The sequence below is a fragment of the Pseudomonas sp. KBN10P06128 genome (genome assembly GCF_037574945.1).
GTDB classification, from domain to species: Bacteria; Pseudomonadota; Gammaproteobacteria; order Pseudomonadales; family Pseudomonadaceae; genus Pseudomonas; species Pseudomonas aeruginosa.
Map to the genome: position 1 here is coordinate 1,721,170 of NZ_JBBELR010000001.1, position 16,643 is coordinate 1,737,812.

A 16,643-nucleotide genomic window follows, 5' to 3' on the forward strand; every position below is an offset into this window, starting at 1 on the left:
GACGCTCGCGGTAGTTTTTTCCCATGATCACGTTTCCCGTGGTCGCCCTCGAAGCCCGGCCCCAGCGCCGGGCTTCGTCGTTTCCGCCCGCCGCGCAACCGGACGCAGCGGGCGGCGACCGCTGCGAAAGGCTCTGGGGTGCGCCCGCACGGCGTCCGGCCAACTTAAAGTTCGGTTGTGCCGACTGCTGTCATAACGCCATCGTTCAGTGGCCTCGGTGAGCCCCCGTACCCCCAGTTCGCTGGGGCTTGCCTTTGGTGTATCCCTTTTGCCCGGCCGCGTGCCGGGCTTTTTTATGCCCGGTCTTCTTCCTTCCGGTTTAGCCGGGGCCCGCGTTTCCTCGGCCGGCCCCTGAACCTCATCGCTGCATCGACGTCCCTAGCTACAGGCGAGCCTGTGGCCGGGGGCTTTCCATCATCCGCAAAAAGGTGAAAACCATGCTGACCATCGACTACAACAGCTATCGCACCACTACCCCCTACGGCAAACGCGTGCGCTTCCTGGTGCTGCACTACACCGCGCTCGACTTCGCCGCTTCGGTCAAGGCGCTGACCACCGGCGCCGCCAGCGCCCACTACCTGATCCCGGCGCCGCACGACCCCAGCTACAAGGCCGCCGGCTTCAAGGGCCAGCGCATCTTCAACCTGGTCGCCGAGGAAGACCGCGCCTGGCACGCCGGCGTCAGCGGCTGGGCGCGCCGCGACAACCTCAACGACACTTCCATCGGCATCGAGATCGTCAACCTCGCCCGCGACGACGACGGCGTGTTCACCTTCCCCGACTACGAGCGCTCGCAGATCAACGCACTCAAGCAACTGGCGAAGAACATCCTGCAGCGCTACCCGGACATGACCCCGAAGAACGTGGTCGGCCACTCCGACATCGCCGTCGGGCGCAAGTCCGACCCGGGTCCGAAGCTGCCCTGGAAGGAACTCTACGAGGCCGGTATCGGCGCCTGGTACGACGACGCCACCCGCGATCGCTATCGCGAAGGCTTCGAGCGCGACGGCCTGCCGCCGCGCGCCGACCTGCTGGAGGCGTTTCGCCTGTACGGCTATGTGCTGCCGGCGACGGTCGACGACGCCTACTTCGCCAGCCTGCTGCGCGCCTTCCAGATGCATTTCCGCCCGGAGAACTACGACGGCGCGCTGGATGTGGAGACGGCGGCGATCCTCTACGCTCTGAACGAGAAATACCCGGCCTGAGCCATTAACCGCGAGCGGCCGCCCGATGCGGCGGCCGCTCCCTTGCCCACCCCCATGGAGGACTTGCCATGACTGCCGTCGCACAGGTCGTCGCCAAGGCGGAAATGCTGATCCGCCGCCCCATCGCCGAGGTCTTCGAAGCCTTCGTCGATCCGGCCATCACCGCCAGGTTCTGGTTCAGCCGTGGCGATGCCCGCCTCGAAGCCGGGAAACGGCTGCGCTGGCACTGGGACATGTACGGGGTTTCCCAGGAAATCGAAGTGAAAGACCTGCAAACGAACCGCCGCATCCTCATCGAATGGCCGAATGGCGACAGCAACCCTTCCCAGGTGGAGTGGCTGTTCGAGGAACTGCCCGGCGCCGGAACCTTCGTCAGCATCCGCAACAGCGGTTTCGTCGGCACCCCGGAAGAGGTCATCCCGCGGGTGGTCGACGCCACCGAAGGTTTCACCCTGGTGCTGGCCGGACTCAAGGCCTGCCTGGAGCACGGCATCGCCTTGAACCTGGTGGCCGACCGTTTTCCCCGCGGTCTCGATGGCTGAGCATTGCCTGAGTGCGCGTCCCGCACCGCGCAGCGTGCCCTCAGGCAATGCTCAGCCGAACGCGAAGTCGGCCAGCAGTTGCAGGTTCAGGCCGACGATCGCCAGCGCTACCGCCCAGGCCAGCCACCGGGTCCCGGCGCCGATCGCCAGCGGGCCCATCAGGCGCCGGTCGGAAACGAACTGTAGCAGCGGGATCACCGCCAGCGGCAACTGCATCGACAGGATCACCTGGCTGAAGATCAACAGCCGCGCGGTGCCGTCCTCGCCGTAGAGCAGGGTCACCAGCAGCACCGGCAGCACCGCGACGCCACGGGTCAGCAGGCGCCGCGCCCAGGGCGCCAGGCGCAGGCGGAGGAAGCCCTCCATGACGATCTGCCCGGCCAGGGTGGTGGTGACCGTCGAGTTGAGGCCGGACGCGAGCAGCGCCACGGCGAACAGCAGCGAGGCGAGTTCCAGGCCGAGCAATGGCGAGAGCAGCGCGTGGGCCTGCTCGATATCGACCACCTCGGTGTGCCCGTTGCGGTGGAACACGCTGGCGGCGACGATCAGGATCGCCGCGTTGACCAGCAGCGCCAGGGTCAGCGCCAGGCTGCTGTCGGCCACCGCCCAGCGCAGTGCCTGGCGCTTGCCGGCGAGGCTGCGCGGGTAGGCGCGGCTCTGCACCAGCGAGGAATGCAGGTAGAGGTTGTGCGGCATGACGGTCGCGCCGACGATGCCGATCGCCAGGTACAGGGCAGCCGGGTCGCTGAGCATTCGCGGGCTCGGCAAGAATCCTTGGAGCACCTCGCCGAGTTCGGGGCGCGAGAGCAGCAACTGTACCGCGAAGCAGGCGAAGATCAGTGTCAGCAACGCCACCACGAAGGCCTCCAGCGGCCGTTGGCCACGTCCGATCAGCACCAGCACCAGCAGCGCGTCGCCCACGCAGAGCAACGCGCCCCAGGCCAGCGGCAGGCCGAACAGCAGCTTCAGGGCGATGGCGGTGCCGATCACCTCGGCCAGGTCGCAGGCGATGATCGCCGTCTCGCAGGCCAGCCACAGCAGGCGGCAGGTGCTCGGCGAGTAGCGTTCGCGGCAGGCCTGGGCCAGGTCCAGGCCGCTGGCGATGCCCAGGCGCGCGGACAGCGCCTGCAGCAGCATCGCCATCAGGCTGGAGAGCAGGATCACCGAGAGCAGCAGGTAGCCCAGCTGCGCGCCGCCGGCGACGTCGGTGGCCCAGTTGCCCGGGTCCATGTAGCCCACCGCGACCAGGTAGCCGGGGCCGGCGAAGGCCAGCAGGCGGCGCCACCAGTGGCCGCCACCGGGGACTTCGACCGGTTGTGCGTGACCGGGCTCGGCGGCCTGGGCGGCCGGGGTATCCTTCGCGGACATGACGAAGCTCCTGCCGGACGCGTGCCGGCGCTGCGCGCGCCTTTCCCGGCGCGCCGTGGCGCGCGGGTTGGGCGAGCGGTTCAGGGGGCAGGAAGGAGGAAGTCGGTCAGGCTGAGGCCGCCAGTTGCCGGTGCAGGTCCGGCAGGTCGCTGGCGATCAGGTCCCAGTCCTGCTCGGCGGCGAGGTCCTGGGACTGGCCGGGGCCGTATTCCAGCGGCCGGGCGATGAACGCGGTCTTCAGGCCGAGGGCGCGCGCGGCCTTGAGGTCGTAGTTGTGCGCCGCGCAGAGCATCACCTCCTGCGGCGGCAGGTCGAGCAGGCGGCAGGCGCCGAGGTAGACCTGCGGGTCGGGCTTGTAGTGGCCGAACAGGTCGGCGCACAGCAGCATGTCCCAGGGCAGCCCGGCGTGCCGCGCGACGTCGAGCATCAGCGCGGTGTTGCCGTTGCTCAGCGCGGCGAGCCAGTAGTCGGCCTTCAGCGCGTGCATCCCGGCGAGCGTGTCCGGCCACGGCCGCAGGCGGTGCCAGAAGCCAGTGATGCGTTGCAGCAGGGCCTCGTCCAGCGCCAGGCCGAACTCTCCGGCCAGAGCCTCGAGACTCTGCCGGTGCAACTGGTCGAGGTGCTGCCAGGGCGCCTGGCCGTTGCGTACCCGGTCCATCGCCGGCTTGTATTGCTGGCGCCAGCGGTCGGTCAGTTCCACGCAGGGCAGGGTCCCGCCGAGTTCGCGCTCCAACGCCTGGAACTGCTCGATCAGGCTGGAACGCCAGTCCACCAGGGTACCGAACACATCGAACAGGATCGCGCGCATCGTGCCTCCTCGGCCGTGGCCGTCATCGCTTCAGTGCTTCTGTGGCAGCGCCGTGGGCAGGCCGCGGCCGCTCCAGGCGGTGACCACAAGGGCTACCGCCGCCATCAGGCAGAGCGCCAGCCAGCCGGGGACGAAGCTGTGGCTGAAGTCCTTGAGCAGCCCCAGCGCCGGTGGCGCGAGAACGATCGCCAACTGGTTGATGGCCATCGCCAGGCCGAGGGCGAAGCCGGTCTTGCCGACCGGCGCAGTATCCGCCACATAGGCCACCCAGGGACCGTACCAGCCGAAGCCGAAGAAGCCCAGCCAGGCCACTACCAGGCCCATCCCCAACGGTGATTGCAGGGGCAGCAGGACCAGCGCCAGCAGGCCGAGGATCACCGCGCCGAGGCAGACCATCACCGGGAAGTAGCGCCCGGCGCGGCAGCGGTCGCTCCAGGCGGCCAGCAGGATGCGCCCGGCGACGCCGCTGCCCTGGGCGACGAACAGCAGGGTCGCGGCCATGCCGATGCCGATCTCCAGGGTCTCGTGCAGGTAGAGCACGGTGAACACCAGGATGCCGTACTGCACCGAGATCAGCGCCACCCCGGAACAGACGATGTTCTTCATCGCCGGGTCGGTGATCATCGCCAGCCGCGACTTCACCACTGCGCCCAGGTCGCGTTCGGCGGGGTTCGCGCCGGGCGCCGGGGCGTCCGGCGGGGTGCGGTAGAAGAGCATGAAGGCCAGCGCGCCGAGGAACGCCACCAGGCCGCCGGCGAGGAATGCACTGCGCCAGCCGTAGATCCCCGCCAGGTACGGCAGCAGCGCGGCGGACAGCGCGCCGCCCAGCGGCAGCCCGGCCTGGCGGATGCCCATGGCGAAGCCCAACTGGGTCTTGGCGAACCAGCGTGACACCGACTTGCTGCCGCCCGGCTGCGCCGTGCTGTAGCCGGCGCCGACGACCACCAGGAACAGCAGGATGGTCAGGTAGTCGGTGGCCCACAGCGAGGCGCAGAGGGCCAGCGCGACGATCAGCGTGCCGAGGCCGACCACCAGCCGTTCGGAGTAGCGGTCGAGCAGCTCGCCGGCCACCAGCAGGCCGACGATCGGCACCAGCTGCGCCGCCGACACCAGCAGGCCGATCTGCAGCGACGAGAGTTGCAGGTCGTTCTGGATGAACACGGCGATCGCGCCGATGCCCTGGACGAAGAAGCAGGCGCAGGCCTGGGCGAAGGTGGCGATCAGCAGGATGACCCAGCGGTAGCGCTGGGTCGGGTTCGCGGCGAGGGCGGCGGTCACTGGACGAACTCCCGTGCGAGGGTGAAGTTGGCTTCGCCGAGCGGATGCAGGCGCTGCAGCGACAGGTATTCGCCGAGGGTGCGTTCCATGCCCATGCGCTGGAAGATCCGTTCGCCGTCGAGCTCGGCCTCGGCGCCGTTGGCGCGCAGTTCGTCGAGGGCCTGGCGCAGCAGTTGGCAGTTGTCGCTGAGCGTCACCCGGCCGTCATCGTCCACCGCGTAGGGCGTGTCCTCCATGCCGACCCGCAGCACATCGACCTGGCTGTCCGCCTGCGCGGCATAGGCGGCCAGCCGGCGCACCGCGCAGAGCGGGGTGCCGGCGCGAGGACCGACGTCGAGCGGCCGGAAGTGCTGCGCGGCATGCTGCGGCATCACCGCCGCGCCGACCGTGATGCTGACCTTGCGCTTGCGCACGCCGGGTTCGCCGATGTCGTACTCCAGGCTCTTGGCGCTCTCGATCACCGCGCGGAACTGCTGGTAGGTCTCCGGGAACGGCAGGCGTGGCGAGAAGCCGAACAGCAGGATCACGTTCAACTGGCCGGAACCGCCCAGGCGCAAGCGCGGGTGCTCCACGGCGAAACGGGTCATGGCGTAGCTGCGCACATGCTGCACCCACTCCACCTCGTGGAACAGGCCGAGCTTCTGGCGCGCCTGGATGGCGTTGCGGTAGACCTGGAACTGGGTCATCGGCGAGGTCACCCCGTAGTCGGCGCCCTTGCTGGTGGAGTGGGTCTGCAACTCGGCCCTTTCCAGCGCCGTCGACGGCTGGTAGTCGCGCAGGTCGGCGAGGAAAGCCGGGCTGGAGGCATAGTCGAGGTCGAGCTTGCGCCTTTGCTTCTCCAGCTCGCAGATCACCTGCAGTTCGATGGCCGCCTGGATCGTCACGAAGTGCGCACCGCCCAGGTGCAGCGGGATGGCGCAGTGGCTGACCCGCTCCCACTCGCCGAAGCGGCGGATGTTCTCCTGCACCTCGCTGCCGTTGCGGCTGGCGCCGAAGCTCAGCATCAGGTCGGGGAAGCGGTTCTGCAGGGCGCGGCTGACCGCCTGGTAGATGTCGTTGTCGGTGGTCTGTTCCTGGGTCAGCGGGTTGCGCGCATGATAGTGGTAGTAGCGGCAACCCATCTCGTAGAGCTGGCGCGCTTCGTCCAGCAGTTCGCCGGGGGCGGTGCGGATGGTGGCGCCGGTGCAGATGCTGTCGAGCAGGCGGTCGCCGGTGGCGGCGTGGTTGCGCGGGGTGAACTTGGCGCCGGTGGAGGCGCATCCGAGAATCAGGGTTTTCCGGGATCCGGTCATGGTCGTCTTTCCTCCATTCATCATTCCATTGAGGGCGGAGCGGTCCGCGGCGGACCGAAAGGCTGCCCAGGGCGTCGAAAGTCGTCGGTGTCTCAGGCAGGTGAAAGATGTCGCTGGCGGGATCGTTATGCGTTGTTCTACGAGAGGGATTTAAACCGCATGGCGGCGGCCGTGCGCGGCGCATTCGGCAACGCTCGTTGCCGCCGGCACAAAGACCTTGCGCAAATCGCCCGGCGTTGCGCCAACCGCCGGCACGGCGGCGCAACGTTGCCATTCGCGCAAGGTCGCTCAACTGGCGGCGCGCTGTCGCAGGCAATCCTCCAGGGCCTCGCCGAGGCGCTCGATCTCGCCGTCGTCGGTCAGGTAGTGCGGAGTCAGGCGCAGTACCCCCGGCAGCGCCTGCTCGCGCAGCGCCCAGCGGGCATACTGCGGGCCGATGTAGGAGGCGTTCACGCCGCGCGCGTGGAGGCGCTTCAGCCATTGCTCGCCGCTCAGTTCGGGGGCCGCGTAGGTCATCAACGCGCTGGCGTGCGGCCCTTGTTCCAGCGGCGTCCAGCCGAGCCGGCGGTAGAGCTGCTGGGCGATGCGTTCGCGCAACTGGCGGTTACGCCGGGCGATGCGCCGGACGTCGGTCTGCAACAGGTAGTCGCAACTGGCCTTGAGCGCCAGGCGCAGTCCCGGGTTGAACTCCGAGCATTCGAAGCGCCGCGCGTCATCCCGCGCCTGCAGGGCGAAGGCGTCGCTCCATTGCGCGCCGCCGACGTCCAGCCCGTCGGGCAGGGCCAGGCGCTCCAGGGCACGTTCGCCGAGATAAAGCACGCCGAGTCCCTTCGGTCCGCGCAGCCACTTGCGCGGCGGGAACACCAGCACGTCGCAGCCGATCGCCTCCACCGCCAGCGGCAACTGGCCGACCGCATGGCTGGCATCGAGGAAGAACAGCCCGTCATGGGCGCGGATGCGCTCGGCCACGCCCTCCAGCGCGGTAGCCGCGCCATGCCCGGTGGGCACCGCGCTGAGCGACAGCAGCGGCGTCTGGCCGGGGGCGAGGTCGTGCAACTGCTCGTCGAGCCGTTGCAACAGCTGTGCGGCGTCGCCGCGCGCGTCGATCAGGCGCAGCTCCAGCCCGCGCTGCTGGCGCGCGGCGAGCAGGCACAGGCTGTTGGAACCGTATTCGTCGAAGCTGCTGATCGCCCGTATCCGTGGATGGGCGGCCAGGGCCGCGGCAAAGGCCACCGACCATGCGCGGCTGGCGCAGTCGAGCAGGGCGATGTGCCGTGGCTGGGTGCCGAGCACTCGCGCGACGCTGTCGCGGACCGCCAGCAAGGGCTCGGCGAAATGCTCGGCGGCGCGCTGCACGCCCCAGCGCCGCTCGGCTTCCAGCCAGCTGTCGAGGGCGTCGTAGAGCACCTGCGGCGGCAGGCTGGCGGAGCCATGGGCGAAGTGCGCGTAGCTGCCCCAGGCCGGGGTCTCGCGGCGCAGGCGCAGCAGTTCGTCGGCACCGAAGGCGTCGGGGGCGGCGGGGAAGAGCGCGCTCATGGCCGCACCGCCGCGATCAGTTCCACCTCCACCGCGGCGCCGCGCGGCAGCTCGGCCACGCCGACGGCGGCGCGGGCGTGGCCGCCGCGCGCGCCGAGCACCTCGTCGAAATATTCGCTGGCGGCATCGATCACCGCCGGCTGCTGGACGAAACCCGCCGCGCTGGCGACGTAGCCGGTCACCTTGAGCAGCCGCTCGACCCGTTGCAGGCCGCCCAGCGCCTCCTCCAGCGCCTGCAGGCAGCGCGCCGCGCAGAGCCGGGCGGCCTGGCGGGCCTGTTCCAGGTCGAGTTCGCTGCCGACCTTGCCGGTCCAGCGCAGCTCGCCGTGCTGGCGCGGCAACTGGCCGCTGACGTAGGCGATGCCGGCGTGGAGCACCACCGGCTGGTAGGCGCCGCCGGCGACGATGGCCGGAGCGGGGGATGTCTGCATGGTCCTGTCCTCGTGGCGGACCCGCCCGGCCACGATGCTCGGGCGGGTCGATGGCTGGAAAAGCGCGACCTCACTACTGTGGGCCGGTTTTCCCGGTCTGTTTTGCGGGAGTCGACGAGCTGCTTGCCAAATCGGCAAAACAAACCGAACTTTAGCCTTGCAACAGGCACCGCCGCGCGAAGTAGACTGAAAACGCCCGACCGTTGAGGAACGCGCAACGATGATCGACCTGGTGATGCTCAAGGACTTCCTCGTCCTCTGTCGGATCAAGAGCTTCAGCCGTGCGGCGCAGGAGTGCCATGTCTCCGTGTCCGGGCTCAGCCGGCGTATCCAGACCCTGGAACAGTGGCTCGGCGCGCCGGTGTTCGAGCGCCACAAGCACGCCCTCGAACTGACCGAGGCCGGCCGCCAGTTGCAAGGCGTGGCGCAGGACGCGGTGCGCGCCCTGGACAACCTGCGCCAGTCGATCCGCGAGCGCGACGAAGACGCCCAGCGGCGCATTCGTTTCTGCGCCCCGCACATCCTCTCCTCGGTGTTCTTCCCGCACTGGATTCCGCGCCTGCAGGCGGACTTCCGCAGCGCCAAGTTCAGCGTCGACTGCGATTACCTGCCGCAATGCCTGTCGCGCCTGCGCGACGGCTCGGTGGACTACGTGGTGGCGTTGCTCGACGAAGGCGAGGCGGTGTCGCGCCGCCTGGGCATCGACAGCGAAGCCGAGTTCCAGCGCCTGGAGCTTGGCCACGAACAACTGGTGGCGGTCTGCGCGCCGGACGCCGCCGGCCAGCCGCTGTTCAATCTCGACCGCCTGCAGACCGAAGCGCTGTCGTTCCTCGGCTACTCCGAGGAATGCCACCTGGGCTGGGCCCTGGAACCGCTGCTGCGCGACAGCGGCCTGTTCCTCCAGCGCCATCACAGTTCCAGCCAGACCGAGGGGCTGCGCTTCTTCGCCCAGTCGCGCCTGGGCGTCGCCTGGCTGCCGCATACCCTGGTCCGCGAGGACCTCGCCAGCCGTCGCCTGGTGCGCGCCGGCGGCCAGCGCTTCGACGTGCCGTTGCGCTACACCCTGATCCGTCGCCGCCTGCCGCTACCCGGCGAGGCCGAACGCCTGTGGACCTTCCTCGGCGAGCTGGCGCGCCCGGCGCCGCGCTACGCGGTGGTCGGCGCGGCCTCCTGAGCCGCCGTCTCGGCCAGCAGGGCGCGGCGGAATTCACCGACCAGGTCGTCCTGCGCCGAACCGCTGCGGCTGACCATCACCAGCTCGCGCTGGAATTCCAGCGCGCCCAGTTCGATCACCCGTACCCGCGCCGGCTCGCGTAGCCACAGCCCGGCCCGGGGCAGCAGCGCCACGCCGAGACCGTTCTCCACCATCCGCGCGATCGCGTCGATCTCATCCAGCTCCATCACCTGGCGTGGTCTGAGCTGTTGCGCCTCGAGGAAATCGCCCACCAGGCGACCGCCGAAGGACACATGGTCGTAGCGGATGAACGGTTGCGTGCGCAGCAATTCCAGCGCATCCGTCGCAGTGCATTGCGGCGGCGCGATCAGCACGAACGGCTGGCGCTCGACCCGTTGCGCGGAGAGCCCGCGCGGCAGGTTGAACGGCGGGCGGATGAGGATCGCCAGGTCCAGTTCGGCGGCGTCCACCTGGTCCAGCAGGTGCAGCGAGACGCCCGGCACCACCTGCGGCTCGATGTGTGGCGCCTGTTCGGCGAGGCGCTTGAGCACCTCCGGCAGCAGCCCGGTCTGCGCCGTGTTCACCGCACCGATGCGCAGGCGTCCGCGCGGGCTGTCGCCCTGGCCGATGCCGTCGAACAGCGCGAGGATCTGCTCGGCCGTACGCACCGCCTGCCTCCCGACCTCGTTCAGGTGTGCCGCGCGCGGCGTGCGCTTGAACAACTCGACGCCGACGCTGCGTTCCAGCGCGCGGATCTGCGCGCTCACCGCCGACTGCGTCAGCCCCACCTGTTCCCCCGCCGCGGCGAAGGAGCCCCGGCGCGCCACGGCGACCAGGGTGCGGAGTTCGCGGATCATCCAAGCCTCGAAAAAAGTGTTGCTCAGGCGAAATATTATGCGCTTTCCATCGAAATCGGCACGGCAAATAATCCCGGCACACCCACAGAGGAACCGCGCCATGAGCCTGATGCCCTTCCACCTCGCCATCCCCGTCCACGACCTGCCCGCCGCCCGGCGCTTTTACGGCGAGGTCTTCGGCCTGAGCGAAGGCCGCTCCGCCGAGCACTGGGTCGACTTCGACTTCTTCGGCCACCAGTTGGTCATCCACCAGCATCCGCAGACCGATTCCCAGCGCCACGCCGGCAGCAACCCGGTGGACGGCCACGACGTGCCGGTGCCGCACTTCGGCGTGGTCCTCGCATGGGACGACTGGCACGCCCTGGCCGAACGCCTGAAGCAGCGCGGCACCCGCTTCGTGATCGAGCCCTACATCCGCTTCAAGGGCCAGGTCGGCGAGCAGGCCACGCTGTTTCTCTTCGACCCCTGCGGCAACGCGCTGGAGTTCAAGAGCTTCCGCGACATGGGTCAGTTGTTCGCCAAGTGAGATTGCCGGCGCTCCACCTTACTGTGCGCAGTCCGTGCAGAACTCCAGCGCCGCGCAGCTGGACTGCTCGTCCGGTAGGCTCGATGTCGCGCACTCTTTCTTGCGCACCACGCTGCCCAGCGGCGCCAGCTTGAACCGCTCCGGCGGCGGGCTGGCCGGCTTTGCGCTTGTCGTCCCGTCGAGGTCGGGCTTGAAGGCGTGTTCAAGGTCGCCCAGGCGTTCGTCCAGGGTGGCGGAGGAGGCGAGGGCGGGCGTCAGGGCCAGGATGAGCAGGAGAACGCGGTAGGGCATAGGGTTTCCGGTGTGGGTGGCGATGCGCTGGAGCCGAGCACGGCATCCCCGCATGACGAGGAATCGAAGCGGCCATTCAAGGCGATTGCGTGTTGGCGATGGGATGCGCTCGCCCTCTGTTTGGCATTTTGTGAAGCGCTTCGCACCTTGCCCGAGCGGCACCTTGTCCGGGCAAAACCGTCACCGCACAGTCCCCTTCCACCTTCATCCCCCTGCGACGCACCTCGCAATGCAACCAGCATCCCGGCTGCGCCACCCTCTACCTGGACTGCAGCGCAGCCAGCGAAGATCTGTTCGACACCGCCCGCACCCGTCTGGAGTCGGCGATCGGAACGCTGAGCGTCCTCGACCTGCTCGACGAAACCGAAGAACCCGGTGAAAGCACCTGCCGCATCACCGGCTCCTTGCTGTCGCTGTTCGAGGCGGAATACGCACGCAGACACCGATAACCGACGGAGGCGGTGCCCCCGGCCCGTTCTCGTTAATGGTCATAAATAGCCAAGGCTGGGCAGGACTGGGGCTGGATCGGAGGGGACGGGCCAAGCTCTGTGCTATGCCGGCCTGTATGGGCGAGTAATTTCGACACTTTTTCGACACACGGAATGAGGCTGCCTCGCTGGTCCTGGTTCGTCCGTCTGGCGCCGGATCGTCTTCAGGACTCCGTGCGTTCTGTCCGTTGTCGGGAAGCGGTCTCTTTAAGTAGGATTCCTTTGATGGAATATTCCCTGGGGGTTATATTTTGTGGCGTGGGATATCGAGTACACCGACGAGTTCGGTGATTGGTGGGGTTCTCTGTCCGAGGATGAGCAGGAGTCGCTAGCTGTGACGGTTCGCTTGCTTGAGGAGCGGGGGCCATCCTTGGGGCACCCCCACAGCAGCGGCATCAATGGCTCCCGCCATGGCCATATGAGAGAGCTACGGACTCAACACGGCGGGCGACCTTTCCGAACGCTTTACGCGTTTGACCCCAGACGCTCCGCGATACTGCTGATCGGTGGCGACAAGACTGGCGATGATCGTTGGTACGAATTGAACGTGCCCATTGCCGACCGCCTCTATGACGAACACTTGCACCAGCTCCGTGAGGAGGGACTGATCGATGGTTAAGAAATTCTCCGACCTTCGGGCGCAAATGTCGCCTGAGGCACAGGCCCGCGTCGAGGCCAAGGCCCAGGAACTGTTGGCTGAAATGCCCCTGAATGAGTTGCGCCAGGCTAGAGGCTTGTCGCAGAAGATGCTGTCTGAAGTGCTGCAGGTGCAGCAGCCGGCAATTGCCAAAATGGAGCGGCGTACGGATATGTACATCTCCACCTTGCGCAGCCACATCGAAGCCATGGGCGGCCAGCTGGAAGTGATTGCACGCTTCCCGGATGGTGCGGTGAAAATCAGCAACTTCGCGGATATCGAAGAGGCAGGCGCCTAAGGAAGCTCCGAACAAGTCAGTCACACGCAACCGATTGGCGACCTGACTCCTTTTTCAGCCCAGCCTTCGGGGGCTGATTCACCCGAAGCCAGGCTTTTGCCCTGGTTTCTGTGTTTTACACGCGTACCTCTCCTGCGCCGGCCAGCAAGTGCCGACGGGCCATCCATAGGTTCGACAGGGCGAACAGCGTCACCAGTTGCACGGTGTTCTTGGTCAGTCCCCGAAGCGCACCTGCAAGGCCTGTTCGGCTATGCCTGCGAGGCTTACAAGCTTCTCGCCCGTGATGCCGTGTATGACCCGTTCTGGTCGCTGATCATGCAGGACGTGAAGGTCCGACCCGCTGATCGAACGCGTCGAATACCGCCGCTACCACAAGACGACCATGGGCTTCTCCGGCAAGAACTGCGAGATGTTCCTGGGCCAGTTCATCTGCCTGATCGCACGGGAGCGCATCCCCGCAAAAAAGGCGATTGAGTCCGCCCACCGACTGGAGTTCTGGCACGTCATCGAAGACCACTATCTCGCCAAGGGTTGGACTCGTCGCGATCTGGAAAGGCATATACACAAGCTGATGTGTGATCGGTATCTGCGGCGGGGGTATGCCGTCTAATGTCGATCACCAAGCTCCCCGATGGCCGTTGGTTCGTCGATGTAGAACCGATCAAGGGCAAGCGCTTTCGCAAGCGGTTCAAGACCAAGGGCGAAGTCCAGCGGTTCGAAGCCACCGTGCGGCAAAGAACCATTGAAAACTCTGCCTGGACGCCAAAGCCTAAGGACCGTCGTAGGCTCTCCGAACTAGTGCAACTCTGGTACGACCTACATGCCCACTCACTGCGCGACGCACCCCGGCGACTCTCCAAGCCGCTGCAATTGGCTGCCCGACTGGGTGACCCGATTGCGACGGCCCTGGATGCATCCTCTTACGCGAGCTTGCGGCGGAAGCGGCTGGAGGAGGGGATATCCGGGAAGACCCTGAACAACGAACTGGGATACATTCGCGCGGTGTTCAATGAGCTGAAGGACCTGGGCCAGATCGACTACGACAACCCGCTGGCCGGGGTGAAGCTGCTCAAGCTGCAGGAGGGGGAACTGTCCTGGCTGACGACCGAGCAGATCGGCGAGCTTCTCGACTCCATCCGCAACCGGTGCGACAACCCACATACCGAGCTGGTGACGCTGCTCTGTCTGGCTACCGGTGCTCGATGGTCAGAGGCTGAAAAGCTCCCCGCTCAGCGGCTCCAGGGCAACGTCGTGACCTATGCGGGAACCAAGTCAGGGAAGGTTCGCCACGTACCGATTCCAGCAGAGCTGGCTGACCGGGTGAGGGCGCACTGGCCGATGCATGGTCCGTTCACGTCCTGCATCACATCCTTCCGCCGCGCCCTGGAGCGCACCACAATTCAATTACCTCAAGGCCAGGCTAGCCACGCTCTCCGGCACACCTTCGCCAGCCACTTCATGATGAATGGCGGGAACATCCTCACGCTGCAGAAAATCCTGGGTCATTCGACGCTGACGATGACCATGCGATACGCCCATCCGTCGCCTGATCATCTTCAGGACGCTGTGAAATATGGGCCATTAAGGTGGGCCTAGTACTACACTCACTAATTTATATTCGCACTTAAATCCAAGTGCTTGATTAATGTGCTTGTGACTATGCATGAGCTCATATCTTGCCATGAAGGGAAGCGAGTTAATGTCTGGATCTGCTTTTTCGGTCAATATGCAAAATATAATTGTGTAGTCGTTTGTTACTATGTCGTTTCGATTATCTGGGAGTATGTCTGTGAAGGCTTGGGTGGGCCTTTCGTTGTGGTTTTCTGTAATGTGTTCGCGCATGCTTTCTCGGCACTTTTGATCTGATATGAATGCGTCGGAATAAAATTTCCCCTGAAGGAATAAGTGACTGATAGAGGCGGAGCCGGACTTTAGTCGCTTTACGTGAATTAACGATTTATCTGAGTGTAGTAAGTCACATACCTCGTAAATTCGCTCCCCAGCTATATGGACTTTTGCTTTGTCAAAAAGAAAAATGTCATTGTTTGTGTTGTATAGCTCTTGGTTGTAGATTTCCTCCCGATTTTGGTTTCTCTGAGCGTCCCATATTGATACGTTGTTGGTAAGGTATGCACTTTGATTGGAGGGGATATCTGATACGTAGTCTTCAACTTCTTGCTTGAAGTCCGTCGATACTTTTTTCCATTGTGCCATGCTTAGTATATAGGTGTCGTTGTTTAATTCTATTTCTGCGACTAAACACCTATAAACTGGCCAGCTCGTAACTTTGTTTCCTGTCTCGCTACTCCAAACGTAAATTTTATGCGTCTTCAAGCTGTTAATGCTCGATCTATCGCTAAACGCTCTACGTGAAGTTATGAAATCGTCAACAGATAGATCGTCGTGCTGGTCGCCGCCCTCTGCCTTGTATGTGAAATACCTGCTCTCGAAGTCTGTAAACTCCGGGGGGGAGAGATGGATGTTCTCGAAGTTTCCATTCCTGATCCTTTCAAATACTTCACTGTCTAGCTGCTGTATAGTATTTGGGTCGTTCTCGAAGTGGAATTTTGAATAGCCTTGGAAGACTTGCAGGTAGTTATCTTGGTTGTAGGCATCTTCTAGGGTTTGCAATTTTGGTATTAGAGACTCCCAGTTCAAGGGGTTGTCATTTTTTATCTTGAGTGAGATGTTATCTTTGCCAGTGAAGGATTTTATGAAGTTGTATTCTGCGCGAGCGACTCCTGTTACTGATCTAAGAAACTCCTTTTCATCATTAATCTGAAATACACTTAGGTTGCTTCCTGTGCTGATTTGTCTTTCTGCGTGCGTGGATACTGCTTCATGTATATTCGTCTGTATTCGTCGTAATTTTTCGGTATCGCAAATATTCATTGCGACTCTCAGTCCGAAGTCTCGAACAATCTTTTCATTGTCCAGAAAGGTTTCTGCGCCTAGTCCGAATGTCAGTGCGTAAAATTTCGAGATGTTTTGAGTTGTTATTTTTATTGCGACGACAGCGCATGGGAAAGTGTTTCTGCAGTTGAAGTTTATGGGCTCATCGGTCCCCTCGTTAATAAAAACTATCCAGGGGACATCTGCAGCAGTCTTCTGTGTTTCATGTTTTTTGTGAGAAAATGACGCCTGAACTTCAACGCCGGCCGGTGCATTTTCAATTCTTATAGGTCTTAACGGTGGCAGAGGACGGCGTTTACCATCTGTCTCATTAATAAATTCGTCGAAACTAGTTATGTGTTCTTTGATCTTATAGACGGTTAGCTTCTCGAGACTCATATGACCTCCTGTCGATGTCTATCCTGACTGCTGGTGAATTGCCATTATGGATGGTAGACAGCGCTTTGGTCTTTGTCACGGAGCGAAAACGAGTGCGCGAGCAGGAGGAGGAGCAAGGTGGAAGGATGAAATTCGACAGTTTGCGACACTAAACGGGTGGAAACGAAAAAGCCCCTGAAATTCACTAGGAAAATCAGGGGCTTATCGTTTGCGTTTGGTGGAGCCGGGGGGATTTGAACCCCCGTCCGCCAGCTCTCCGCTATCGGTTCTACATGCTTAGCCAGCTCTACTGAGTTAACTCCGCGCCGCCCGAGTGGCAGGGTGCTTGGAGCGAGCTGTATGAGTTTTAGCCGTTACGTCTACAGCGAACTTGGCGGCGATCCTGTTCTATCTGACAGTCGTTTCGGGTTTACAGGCATCCCCTAGCGACTGCTAGCCGCATTAAGCAGCTAGAGCGTAGTTGTCGTCGTTGGCAACTATAAGTTTGCAGCAGCGAATTTACGAGTTCTGCTACCAGCTCGGCATGCCCCTCAAGTTTTGTTACCGGCGTCGAATCCTAATCGGCCCCAAAACCTTGACAGGTCGACGACCAGTCTACGGCAAAGGGCTGCGAGAGTCCAA

17 protein-coding genes, 1 other RNA gene and 2 pseudogenes are annotated in these 16,643 nt (G+C 64.2%); 9 read left to right on the top strand and 11 right to left on the bottom strand.

Going from position 1 to position 16,643, the window contains the following annotated elements:
- The first annotated feature begins 437 nt into the window (after positions 1–437).
- Positions 438–1,205, top strand: a complete 768-nt coding sequence (gene ampDh3 / locus VQ065_RS07980; RefSeq protein WP_003085647.1) for an N-acetylmuramoyl-L-alanine amidase AmpDh3 — start codon at positions 438–440, stop codon at positions 1,203–1,205.
- A 68-nt stretch (positions 1,206–1,273) separates the two neighbouring features.
- Positions 1,274–1,747 carry an SRPBCC family protein gene (locus tag VQ065_RS07985; RefSeq protein WP_003085649.1) on the top strand — a complete coding sequence of 158 codons (474 nt, stop codon included), beginning with the start codon at positions 1,274–1,276 and terminating at the stop codon, positions 1,745–1,747.
- 51 nt (positions 1,748–1,798) lie between these two features.
- Here VQ065_RS07985 and VQ065_RS07990 read toward each other — a convergent pair whose 3' ends face one another.
- The 6 genes from VQ065_RS07990 to VQ065_RS08015 all read right to left on the bottom strand — a co-directional run bounded on the left by VQ065_RS07990 (position 1,799) and on the right by VQ065_RS08015 (position 8,460).
- A complete protein-coding gene (locus VQ065_RS07990) occupies positions 1,799–3,115 on the bottom strand; it encodes an Nramp family divalent metal transporter (protein WP_003085651.1) in 1,317 nt (438 codons plus the stop codon).
- A 106-nt stretch (positions 3,116–3,221) separates the two neighbouring features.
- Complete coding sequence (locus VQ065_RS07995) at positions 3,222–3,923, bottom strand: haloacid dehalogenase type II (RefSeq protein ID WP_003085652.1); 702 nt, start codon at positions 3,921–3,923, stop codon at positions 3,222–3,224.
- 30 nt (positions 3,924–3,953) lie between these two features.
- Positions 3,954–5,201, bottom strand: a complete 1,248-nt coding sequence (locus tag VQ065_RS08000) for an MFS transporter (RefSeq protein WP_003085654.1) — start codon at positions 5,199–5,201, stop codon at positions 3,954–3,956.
- Entirely contained in the window at positions 5,198–6,493 is a 1,296-nt protein-coding gene (locus VQ065_RS08005) for a 3-keto-5-aminohexanoate cleavage protein (RefSeq protein ID WP_003085656.1), read from the bottom strand. Before VQ065_RS08005 ends, VQ065_RS08000 begins: the two co-directional genes overlap by 4 nt.
- A 288-nt stretch (positions 6,494–6,781) precedes the next feature.
- Positions 6,782–8,029 carry an aminotransferase class V-fold PLP-dependent enzyme gene (locus VQ065_RS08010; RefSeq protein WP_003454650.1) on the bottom strand — a complete coding sequence of 416 codons (1,248 nt, stop codon included), beginning with the start codon at positions 8,027–8,029 and terminating at the stop codon, positions 6,782–6,784.
- On the bottom strand, positions 8,026–8,460 hold the full coding sequence (locus VQ065_RS08015) for a RidA family protein (RefSeq protein WP_003116494.1): 435 nt from the start codon (positions 8,458–8,460) through the stop codon (positions 8,026–8,028). Before VQ065_RS08015 ends, VQ065_RS08010 begins: the two co-directional genes overlap by 4 nt.
- A 220-nt stretch (positions 8,461–8,680) precedes the next feature.
- Here VQ065_RS08015 and VQ065_RS08020 point away from each other — a divergent pair, with 220 nt between their 5' ends.
- Positions 8,681–9,634: a LysR family transcriptional regulator gene (locus VQ065_RS08020; RefSeq protein WP_003085661.1), complete on the top strand. Its 954-nt coding sequence runs from the start codon at positions 8,681–8,683 to the stop codon at positions 9,632–9,634.
- Here the strand turns inward: VQ065_RS08020 and VQ065_RS08025 are convergent.
- Positions 9,607–10,491 (bottom strand): LysR substrate-binding domain-containing protein, encoded by an 885-nt coding sequence (locus VQ065_RS08025; RefSeq protein ID WP_003085663.1) that lies wholly within the window; start codon positions 10,489–10,491, stop codon positions 9,607–9,609. The genes VQ065_RS08020 and VQ065_RS08025 overlap by 28 nt on opposite strands.
- A gap of 100 nt (positions 10,492–10,591) precedes the next feature.
- On the opposite strand from VQ065_RS08025, the gene VQ065_RS08030 reads away from it, so the two are divergent.
- Positions 10,592–11,017: a VOC family protein gene (locus VQ065_RS08030; protein WP_003085665.1), complete on the top strand. Its 426-nt coding sequence runs from the start codon at positions 10,592–10,594 to the stop codon at positions 11,015–11,017.
- A gap of 18 nt (positions 11,018–11,035) precedes the next feature.
- Here VQ065_RS08030 and VQ065_RS08035 read toward each other — a convergent pair whose 3' ends face one another.
- Positions 11,036–11,308, bottom strand: a complete 273-nt coding sequence (locus VQ065_RS08035) for a hypothetical protein (protein ID WP_003085667.1) — start codon at positions 11,306–11,308, stop codon at positions 11,036–11,038.
- Positions 11,309–11,514: 206 nt separating this feature from the next.
- On the opposite strand from VQ065_RS08035, the gene VQ065_RS08040 reads away from it, so the two are divergent.
- The 3 genes from VQ065_RS08040 to VQ065_RS08050 all read left to right on the top strand — a co-directional run bounded on the left by VQ065_RS08040 (position 11,515) and on the right by VQ065_RS08050 (position 12,731).
- On the top strand, positions 11,515–11,757 hold the full coding sequence (locus tag VQ065_RS08040) for a hypothetical protein (RefSeq protein WP_042115131.1): 243 nt from the start codon (positions 11,515–11,517) through the stop codon (positions 11,755–11,757).
- 292 nt (positions 11,758–12,049) lie between these two features.
- Positions 12,050–12,415 carry a type II toxin-antitoxin system RelE/ParE family toxin gene (locus tag VQ065_RS08045; protein ID WP_003111825.1) on the top strand — a complete coding sequence of 122 codons (366 nt, stop codon included), beginning with the start codon at positions 12,050–12,052 and terminating at the stop codon, positions 12,413–12,415.
- Positions 12,408–12,731, top strand: a complete 324-nt coding sequence (locus VQ065_RS08050; protein WP_003085668.1) for an XRE family transcriptional regulator — start codon at positions 12,408–12,410, stop codon at positions 12,729–12,731. The genes VQ065_RS08045 and VQ065_RS08050 overlap by 8 nt, the downstream gene beginning before the upstream one ends.
- A gap of 115 nt (positions 12,732–12,846) precedes the next feature.
- Here VQ065_RS08050 and VQ065_RS08055 read toward each other — a convergent pair.
- A pseudogene (locus VQ065_RS08055) lies at positions 12,847–12,954 on the bottom strand (IS5/IS1182 family transposase); the annotation flags it as partial.
- 5 nt (positions 12,955–12,959) lie between these two features.
- Here VQ065_RS08055 and VQ065_RS08060 point away from each other — a divergent pair.
- Both VQ065_RS08060 and VQ065_RS08065 read left to right on the top strand, forming a co-directional pair.
- Positions 12,960–13,341 (top strand): annotated as a pseudogene (locus VQ065_RS08060) (hypothetical protein); the annotation flags it as partial.
- The gene (locus VQ065_RS08065; protein ID WP_003085672.1) at positions 13,341–14,327 is read left to right on the top strand and encodes a phage integrase; all 987 of its coding nucleotides are present in this window, start codon (positions 13,341–13,343) and stop codon (positions 14,325–14,327) included. The pseudogene VQ065_RS08060 and the gene VQ065_RS08065, both read left to right, overlap by 1 nt.
- Here the strand turns inward: VQ065_RS08065 and VQ065_RS08070 are convergent.
- A complete protein-coding gene (locus tag VQ065_RS08070) occupies positions 14,313–16,022 on the bottom strand; it encodes a DUF6119 family protein (RefSeq protein ID WP_003085674.1) in 1,710 nt (569 codons plus the stop codon). The two genes, VQ065_RS08065 and VQ065_RS08070, sit on opposite strands and share 15 nt — an antisense overlap.
- 215 nt (positions 16,023–16,237) lie before the next feature.
- Positions 16,238–16,590: a transfer-messenger RNA gene (gene ssrA / locus VQ065_RS08075) on the bottom strand.
- Positions 16,591–16,643 lie beyond the last annotated feature (53 nt).

Bases quoted from the DNA above. Each gene is read 5' to 3' on its own strand.
- ampDh3 (WP_003085647.1), top strand. From the start codon at position 438: ATGCTGACCATCGACTACAACAGCTATCGCACCACTACCCCCTACGGC.
- VQ065_RS08005 (WP_003085656.1), bottom strand. From the start codon at position 6,493: ATGACCGGATCCCGGAAAACCCTGATTCTCGGATGCGCCTCCACCGGC.
- VQ065_RS08015 (WP_003116494.1), bottom strand. From the start codon at position 8,460: ATGCAGACATCCCCCGCTCCGGCCATCGTCGCCGGCGGCGCCTACCAG.
- VQ065_RS08035 (WP_003085667.1), bottom strand. From the start codon at position 11,308: ATGCCCTACCGCGTTCTCCTGCTCATCCTGGCCCTGACGCCCGCCCTC.
- VQ065_RS07990 (WP_003085651.1), bottom strand. From the start codon at position 3,115: ATGTCCGCGAAGGATACCCCGGCCGCCCAGGCCGCCGAGCCCGGTCAC.
- VQ065_RS08070 (WP_003085674.1), bottom strand. From the start codon at position 16,022: ATGAGTCTCGAGAAGCTAACCGTCTATAAGATCAAAGAACACATAACT.
- VQ065_RS08030 (WP_003085665.1), top strand. From the start codon at position 10,592: ATGAGCCTGATGCCCTTCCACCTCGCCATCCCCGTCCACGACCTGCCC.
- VQ065_RS07985 (WP_003085649.1), top strand. From the start codon at position 1,274: ATGACTGCCGTCGCACAGGTCGTCGCCAAGGCGGAAATGCTGATCCGC.
- VQ065_RS08050 (WP_003085668.1), top strand. From the start codon at position 12,408: ATGGTTAAGAAATTCTCCGACCTTCGGGCGCAAATGTCGCCTGAGGCA.
- VQ065_RS08010 (WP_003454650.1), bottom strand. From the start codon at position 8,029: ATGAGCGCGCTCTTCCCCGCCGCCCCCGACGCCTTCGGTGCCGACGAA.
- VQ065_RS07995 (WP_003085652.1), bottom strand. From the start codon at position 3,923: ATGCGCGCGATCCTGTTCGATGTGTTCGGTACCCTGGTGGACTGGCGT.
- VQ065_RS08020 (WP_003085661.1), top strand. From the start codon at position 8,681: ATGATCGACCTGGTGATGCTCAAGGACTTCCTCGTCCTCTGTCGGATC.
- VQ065_RS08025 (WP_003085663.1), bottom strand. From the start codon at position 10,491: ATGATCCGCGAACTCCGCACCCTGGTCGCCGTGGCGCGCCGGGGCTCC.
- VQ065_RS08065 (WP_003085672.1), top strand. From the start codon at position 13,341: ATGTCGATCACCAAGCTCCCCGATGGCCGTTGGTTCGTCGATGTAGAA.